General features: G+C 34.4%; 7 protein-coding genes. All 7 read left to right on the plus strand.

Going from position 1 to position 8,527, the window contains the following annotated elements; all coding sequences use genetic code 11:
* Window positions 1-827 precede the first annotated feature (827 nt).
* On the plus strand, window positions 828-2,945 hold the full coding sequence (locus I6U48_RS28975) for an AAA family ATPase (protein ID WP_218323988.1): 2,118 nt from the start codon (window positions 828-830) through the stop codon (window positions 2,943-2,945).
* A gap of 53 nt (window positions 2,946-2,998) precedes the next feature.
* Window positions 2,999-3,652, plus strand: coding sequence for an oxalate oxidoreductase subunit delta (locus I6U48_RS28980; RefSeq protein ID WP_218323989.1), 654 nt, complete (start codon window positions 2,999-3,001; stop codon window positions 3,650-3,652).
* A 22-nt stretch (window positions 3,653-3,674) separates the two neighbouring features.
* Complete coding sequence (locus I6U48_RS28985) at window positions 3,675-3,968, plus strand: 4Fe-4S binding protein (protein ID WP_218323990.1); 294 nt, start codon at window positions 3,675-3,677, stop codon at window positions 3,966-3,968.
* 30 nt (window positions 3,969-3,998) lie between these two features.
* Window positions 3,999-5,189: an oxalate oxidoreductase subunit alpha gene (locus tag I6U48_RS28990; RefSeq protein ID WP_218323991.1), complete on the plus strand. Its 1,191-nt coding sequence runs from the start codon at window positions 3,999-4,001 to the stop codon at window positions 5,187-5,189.
* 20 nt (window positions 5,190-5,209) lie between these two features.
* Window positions 5,210-6,154 (plus strand): oxalate oxidoreductase subunit beta, encoded by a 945-nt coding sequence (locus tag I6U48_RS28995; RefSeq protein WP_218323992.1) that lies wholly within the window; start codon window positions 5,210-5,212, stop codon window positions 6,152-6,154.
* A gap of 198 nt (window positions 6,155-6,352) precedes the next feature.
* A complete protein-coding gene (gene oxlT / locus I6U48_RS29000; RefSeq protein WP_218323993.1) occupies window positions 6,353-7,639 on the plus strand; it encodes an oxalate/formate MFS antiporter in 1,287 nt (428 codons plus the stop codon).
* Window positions 7,640-7,873: 234 nt separating this feature from the next.
* Window positions 7,874-8,203, plus strand: a complete 330-nt coding sequence (locus I6U48_RS29005) for a hypothetical protein (protein ID WP_218323994.1) — start codon at window positions 7,874-7,876, stop codon at window positions 8,201-8,203.
* Window positions 8,204-8,527 lie beyond the last annotated feature (324 nt).

The following is an 8,527-nucleotide window of genomic DNA, read 5'->3' on the forward strand; positions in this document are numbered from 1 at the left end:
TATACCATTTTAATAAATAAATATTTTTAAGATTATAAACTCTGCACTTTATCAAATATGTATAGTTAATATTAATTATATTAATATTAAAGAAGGACAAGAAATAAAAATATCATATATTTTGGAAAAGTATTGAAATTAAGTAAAAAAGTGCTATACTATAAATAGATGATAACTTTTCAGAAAATTTTAAATGTTATTAAAGCTTATACTATAAATTGAAAGCTTAAATAAAAATTTAAATTCAAATAGATAGAATTTGTGCAGGCTATTTTTACAAAATAAAAATAGCTGATTCTACTGCTACTTGATGAAATTTTTAACTGTGAAGTTGTCCATGATCTAGAAAATAATACTAAAAAGGTCACATAATTGACTGAAGTTAAAAAAGTAGATATTGAGCAATTAGTAAAACTTTTAGCCGAAGATTTTACTAATGAAATCTCAAATATCTACTCTGGTAAAGTAAAAAACTCAAAACCAACTTGATTATAACCAAATTAACCCAAAAAATCAAGAGAAAAAAGAAATTTAAATGTGTATTTCTAAAAATAAAAATTTCATCTATTGAAATAAGGAAACTTTTGATTAGATTCTTTATAAAATACAATTCCTAATAAAAGTTTTTTATTGTTAAAATGGTATCCAGTATACCATTTTAGAGCAATAAAACGTTGTAATTAAGCTGTTTTACGCATATATCTGTTAAAAATAAATGTATTTTTATTGCCAATATGGTATCCCGTATACCATATTATAAATGGCAAATACTGCAATTAGGCTTTCTTTAGCATAATATTACTAAGAATAAAAATGAGGTGTATACAATGGGTGGATTTAATTCTATTAAACTAAAAGTTAAAGAAGGTTTAGTAGAAGATTCTCGCAAAGGTATAGTTCGAATGAATCGAGAAGATATGGAACAATTAGGAATAGACACAGGAGATTCCGTTAAAATTAAAGGCAAAAGAGACACTGTAGCTAAAGTTTATCCATCCTTTAATGATATTTATGGCATGCCATTTATCCAAATGGATGGGACAATCCGAAGGAATAGTGGTTCAGGATTAAATGAAGCAGTAACAGTTATTAGAACTGAAATAAAGTCAGCAAGAAGGGTAGCTCTTTCTACAACAAATATCTTTTTTAAATGTACAGAAGATGACGAAAAGGAGATAAAGAATTTAATTAAAGGAATTCCGATAATCAGTGATGATGAAGTGTCGTTAATGATTTTCGGACATAATGAAGTCATATTCCATGTGAGTGGAACTGCACCATCAGGTTCAGTTGTAATAACGGAAGAAACAGACATTGTTTTTATGGAAGGTGAATACTCAAGCTCAAAAACAAGAGTTACTTATGAAGATATAGGTGGATTAAATCAAGAAATTAAAAAAATAAGAGAAATTGTCGAGTTGCCATTGAAATACCCAGATGCATTTAGAAAATTGGGATTTGAGCCTCCAAAAGGTATTTTACTTTATGGTCCGCCAGGAACAGGTAAGACTCTGATTGCTAGAGCAATAGCATCCGAAACAGAAGCTCACTTTATCCATGTAAATGGTCCAGAAATAATGAACAAATTTTATGGAGAAAGCGAAGCTAAAATTCGGGAAATTTTTAAGGAAGCTAAAAGTAGAGCTCCAAGCATAATTTTTCTGGACGAACTTGACTCTATTGCTCCAAAGCGAGAATTTGTGCATGGCGAAGTAGAGAAGAGAGTAGTTGCACAATTCCTTGCACTTATGGACGGACTAGAAAGTCGAGGGCAAGTTATTGTAATTGGTGCCACTAATATACCAGATTCATTAGATCCAGCATTAAGGCGTTCGGGCAGATTTGACAAAGAAATTGCAATAGTACCTCCCAATAAAGAAGGAAGATTCAACATATTACAAATCCATACAAGTGGTATGCCTCTTCATGAGGAAGTAAATTTAGAGGATTTAGCTAAGATTACTTACGGTTTTGTGGGATCAGATCTCTCAGCCTTGTGTAAAGAAGCTGGTATGGTAGCCTTACGTAACGTTTTGCCTAAAATTGAAGCAGGTGGAAAAGTACCACCATTCAAAGTTACTATGGACAACTTCATTGAAGCTTTGAGAGAAATTCAACCATCAGGTACCCGTGAGTATACTACGGAAAACCCTGATGTAAAATGGGAAGAAGTTGGAGGATTAGATGAGGTTAAGGATAATATAAAAATTTTGCTCGAGCTTCCTCTAATTGATTCTAAGTTATGCAGAGAATATAACTTTAGTTCTCCTAAGGGGATTCTACTAATTGGTCCATCCGGTAGTGGTAAGACTTTATTAGCAAAAGCTATTGGTAATTCTACAAAAGGAAATTTTATTACTATAAGTGGTCTTACTTTAGTATCTCGATGGATGGGTGAATCTGAAAAAGTTTTACATGACATATTTGTTAAGGCAAAACAAAGTGCTCCATGTATTTTATTCTTTGATGAAATCGATGCCATAGCTCGTTCTAGATCTAATGGAGCAAATAACTTAACAGACAGGCTTATAAGTCAACTAATACAGGAATTTGACAACCTTGGAAATACTAGTGGGATAACTGTATTAGCAGCTACAAATAGAATAGATTTAATTGATTCAGTTCTGCTGCGAGAGGGACGTTTTGAGCATGTGCTAGTACTTCCTCTTCCAGACATTGATGAGAGAGAATCTATCTTAAAAATTCATTCTAAAAATTTACCTTTAATGGATAGTGTCGATTTTAGGCAATTAGCTGAAAGTACAGAAAGAATGACAGGAGCGGAACTGGCTAATTTATGCCACAAATCTTCATTTATAGCAATTACAAAGGCGATAAAGACAGGGTTAAAAGTTAAAATAAATCAAGATATTTTTAACCAAGCTATCGCTGAAGTAAATTCTGAGAAGAAATTAAAGGAGGTGATGGAAGGAAAAAATTATTAAGTTTGTAATCAAATTAAAATTTCAATCAAAAAGAAAGGAAGGGGTGTAGCAAATTGAGTACTAATAATTTGTTTGCTGAACCAAATTTAACTCAAATTACAGTTTGGGGAAGAGGAGTATATGAAAACAAAGAGGCTCGTGACGTAGTTGTTTCATTGACAGAGGCTGCTGCTTTAGAAGGTAAGTTTGTTCAAGCATGGGAGAATTATGTTGATCTTCCAGACCGTATATATGTTCCAGTAAGAGCGTATGGTAAAATTAGTCCTAATGAAATTGAATCTAAGTATGTCTATGAAAATGAAACACCTGATATAGTAGTGCTTACAGAGGAGACTCTTGTTAAAGGTGTAGATATCTTAAAAGGAATCAGGCCAGGAGCAGTTTTGATTGTTAACACTAAGAGAGCACCTGAGTACTTATTTAAGTTTATTAAAAAGAACACTGAAAATCTTTCTAAGATTGTAACAATAGATGCTAATAAATTGTCAAAATCAATAATTACTCTTTCAGGAGCAGAAGGTGCTACTGATGCATCCGGTATAGGTAAAGGTATGGGTGCTGCATTAGCTGCTGCTGTTGTTAAAGGTACAGGAATTGTAAAATTTGAAAATTTGTTGGAAATGGTGGTTAATAAGAGTGCTGCAAAGAAAGCTTTTGATCAAGCTGTTGTTGTAGATGCAAGCAGTTTACCTAAAGCTTCTGCTTAAAATATTAAGGAGGTGTCGTTAAATGGCTGTATCATATGAAAAGATTCCTTTTGCAGGAACAGTGGCTTCACCACAAAAAGAAAATGAAGGAATGATTACTGGCAACTGGCGCACTAGGAGACCAATATTAGATGCTGATAAGTGTGTAGAATGTCAAACTTGTTGGATATTCTGTCCAGATTCATGTGTAAATCTTATGACTAAAGACAATCCTATTAGTTTCAACCTAAAATATTGTAAGGGTTGTGGTATCTGTGCCGAAGAATGTCCAGTTGGAGCAATAAGTTTAGTTCCTGAGTTAGATTTTGAAGATTAGTCTAATATTAATAGGAGGTGAATTGTAATAATGAAAAAGAATATAAAAAGAATATCTGGTTGTGTTGCAACAGCTAATGCAGTCAAATTAGCTAATGTTGATGTTATTTGCTCATATCCAATACGTCCGTATACTGGAATAATGTCAGAACTATCAAGAATGGTTGCAGATGGAGAATTGGATGCTGAATTTGTTCTTGGTGAAGGTGAACATGGACAATTAAGTGTGGTTTATGGAGCCGCAGCTGCAGGAGCTCGTGCTTTTACAGGTAGTTCAGGTGTAGGGGTAGCTTATGCAATGGAAGTTTATTCACCAATATCAGGTGAAAGATTACCACTTCAGATGGCAATTGCTGACCGTACATTAGACCCACCAGGAGATTTTGGTTCAGAGCAAACAGATGCTTTGTGCTGCCGTGATCAAGGTTGGATACAAGGCTGGGCATCAACTCCTCAAGAAGCTTTAGATTTAACTCTTTTATACTATCGCATAGGTGAAGATCCGCGTGTTCTTTTGCCTCAATATGCTTGTCAGGATGGATACTTTGTATCTCACATACTTGGTGAAGTTGACATACCATCACAGGAACAGGTTAACGCATTCTTACCACCATATAAGAATCATCATGTTTTAGACCCAAGAAATCCTATGATTATGGGTGCTCAGATGGAACCTGAAATGGGTCCTGGAACTCAATATCAGCGTCATTTAGCTGTAGAAGGTACTTATAAGGTAATTGAAGAGGTTCATGCAGAATTTGCTAATGTATTTGGACGTAAGTATGATCCATGGTTAGAAGAATACATGACTGATGATGCTGAATCAGTTATATTTATACAAGGTGGACACGCTGAAACAGCTAAAATTGTTGTTAAGCATTTACGTAACCTTGGAGAAAAAGTTGGCGTAGTTAGATTACGTACATTCCGTCCATTCCCAACTAAACAGGTAAGAGAATGCTTAAGCAGATTCAAGTCTGTAGGCGTAGTTGACAACTCTGTTAACTTTGGTATTTCATGCGGTGCAGGTGTTCTTCTGACTGAAGCTAGAGCAGCTCTATATAATTGTGATTCAAAAGTTAACACAATTGGATTTGTTGCTGGTTTAGGTGGAGAAATGATTACTCATGATGAATTCTACAAGTTCTTCAATATATTAAAAGAAGTTAATAAAACAGGTAAAGTTGAAAAACAAAGTTATTGGTCACCATTTGAAGTTTAAGTATGAGGGGAGGAAGTCAAGTGTTAGAAGAAATTAAATCAATAAAACAAGCACCAGTAGAGGAATGTTATGTTCCTGGTCATCGTACATGTGCAGGGTGTGGTCCTGCTTTGCAATATAGATTAGTTGCTAAAGCAGCCGGAAAAAATACAATTTTCTTAGGCCCTACTGGTTGTATGTATGTTGCAAATACAAGTTACGGATGTGGTCCTTGGGCAGTTCCGTGGATACATGCACAAATAACTAATGGTGGTGGAGTTGCTTCTGGCATAGCAGCAGCTTACAAAGCTATGATACGTAAAGGTAAAACTGATGCGGAATATCCAAACATAATAGTTATGGCTGGTGACGGTGGTACAGCTGATATAGGAATTCAAGCGCTATCTGCTGCTTTCTATAGGGGTCATAATATAGTATTTATTTGTTATGATAATGAATCTTATGCAAATACAGGAGTTCAAGCTTCTCCAACTACTCCTTATGGTGCATGGACTACGTTTACACCTGCTGGACCTGTAGTTCCAGAAGGGAAGAAGCTTATGCCTAAGGATATAACAAAGATAATGGCTCACGGACATCCTGAATTAAAATACTTAGCTACTGCATCACTTGGATATCCATTAGACTTAATGAATAAAGTACGTAAGGCTTGTAATGCTGAAGGACCTGCTTTCCTTTACATTCATGCTCCTTGTCCAAAAGGTTGGAGTTTCCCAGCAGAAAAAACAGTTGAAGTTGCAAAATTGGCAGTTGATACAGGTATGGTACAATTATATGAACTTGTTAATGGTGAATATAAACTTACTATTGTACCTAAAAAGTATAAACCAGTTAGTGAATACATTAAATATCAAGGTAGATTTAGTCATCTACAACCAGAGCACATTGAGAAGCTTCAACAGTTCGCAAATCAACGTTTAAAAGAAGTTGGAGTAGAGAATACTATACCTCCAATAACAGAGTAAAGAATTTCAAATTAAGGGTTTACTATAATACAATTTCATAAGGTCTTCGACAGAATTAATTTGTTGTGTAACCCCGGACCAATTTTTAGTTGCTCCGGGGTTATAATCAAGTTTAAATATTTAATGTTAAAAATTTGTTTTTTACATTAAATATCTAATAAATTTACAATTTAATATAGTTTAAGGGAGGAAAACTGAATGTCTGATATTGATGACATGAAAATCAAAAATCTCAATGCTTATGGTTCATTTCTAGGTAATCGTTGGGTTCAGTTGATTTCTGCTTGTTTAGCTATGATAATGATTGCTAACCTTCAATATGCATGGACTCTGTTTACTACTCCATTAGTTAAGTCACTACACTCGTCTCTAGTTGCTGTTCAATATGCGTTTACTTTGTTTATAATGTTTGAAACTTTTGTTCAGCCAGTAGGTGGATTATTACTTGATAAGTTTGGAACAAAACTAATGTTTGCTCTTGCAGGTATATTGATTGGTGGAGGATGGGCAATGCTTGGTCAGGCAAGCTCTGTTCCTATGTTGTATTTCTTTTATGCTGCAGCAGGAGTTGGAGCTGCAATCATTTATGGTGGATCTGTTAGTGTTGCAGTTCGTTGGTTTCCAGATAAGCGTGGTTTAGCATCAGGCTTAATAGCAGGAGCCTTTGGAATAGGGTCGATGCCGTTCGTTCCTATAATTCAAAAAATATTAAATACCAGTGGGCCTGCACAAGCATTTATGAGTACAGGTGTATTTCAAGGTGTTATAGTTGTGATCATTGCATTTATCCTACATTATCCTATTGATACCAAAATGTCTAGTCAAAAAGAAAAAGCTGCTAAAGTGGATCCGTCAAAGATTGGATTTAGTCCTAGTGAAGTGTTAAAAACTCCTCATTTCTGGATTATATGGACAATGTTCTTATCAATAAGCATTGGTGGACTTGTAGTTACAGCTAATACAAAACCCTTTGGTACAAAATTAGGAATAGCTTCCTCATTTATTGTAGCAGCAGTTATGTTAAACAGCCTCGCAAATGGTGTAGGAAGAGTTTTTTGGGGATCAGTTTCAGATAGATTAGGTCGTACAAAAACAATGTGCTTGTCCTTTGGGTTGAATGCAATATTCTTATTCTTATTGCCCGTGTTTGGCGGCAGCAGTGGTGTGGCCTATGTGGTTTTATTGATGTGTGTTATGTTTACATGGGGTCAACTTTTCAGCTTATTCCCATCTCTAAATGCTGATATATTTGGTTCCACTTATGCGGCGACTAACTATGGTTTTATATACAGTGGTAAAGGATTTGCTTCTATTTTAGGTGGTGGTTTAGGAGCTGCACTTGCTGCTCACTATAGTTGGGGGGTTGTATTTACAGTTGCAGCATTATTTTCATTATACGCATGTGTAATGTCAGTAATTTTACCTAAGTTACCAAAGCCTGTAAGGAAACAGACTTTGGTAAGTAATGTTACTAGATCTGAATAACATTTGGTGAACTTTTAAGTGTGTGTTCTAAAGTTACCAAATGTTATTTTACAGGGGATATATTTTGCTGAATATCTCCCCTGCCCCTTGTAGTATATCATAATATTCAGAGTATTGCAATAGTATTTGGTATACCAAATACTATTGCAATACTCTGAAAGGTGCTGTATTACTAGGTTTAGAGAATGTTTTGTAGTTACAAAAAATATTATATAAATAGGGAGGTAGTTGGTAATGTTAAAAAAGTTAGATGACAAAAATTTTGAGGGCTTTATAGGAGAAAGTTTTTATTCAGCTGTAGGTTTTTATTATCCTTCCGTTGAAAATGAAGAAAAGATGGTAGGAGTAATAGGAGAATTTTCAGAAACACATGCTAATGTAGCTTGCGGAACAATGGATATTACTGGACAAGAGATACCAGAGGAATATGGTATTGGTAAAGATGAGAGTCCAATTATAGTTGTGTTTAAACAAGGCAATGCGATTAAAGCTATAACTGATTTTTTAGTGAAAAATATTGAGAGTGCAATCACGCCACCAGGTAAAAATATAACCTTACAATAAAATTTAATGCTAATTGAGGTCTATAAAGGAATACAATATTTAAAAGAGACTGTCGCACTATAGGAGGGTGTGATTAAACAAAATTTAACATTAGGTAAATCCTTAAATATCAATGCATTGGACATTTTTATTTTCCATCTTTTGATATATAAAATGGACTTTATCACACCCTCCTATAGATACCCGCGGCCGAAAGTAAACTTATGCTCCGGTAGATGTTTCCAAGCTTCGGCACAATAAAAACTTTTAATCATTCTAAAGCTCAGTATTTTGAAAATCTAAGAAACTTTTATAAACTCGTATCTCAAACATATAAAAGCTTCT

This window comes from Clostridium thailandense (assembly GCF_019207025.1).
In the GTDB taxonomy this organism is placed as follows: domain Bacteria; phylum Bacillota; class Clostridia; order Clostridiales; family Clostridiaceae; genus Clostridium_AM; species Clostridium_AM thailandense.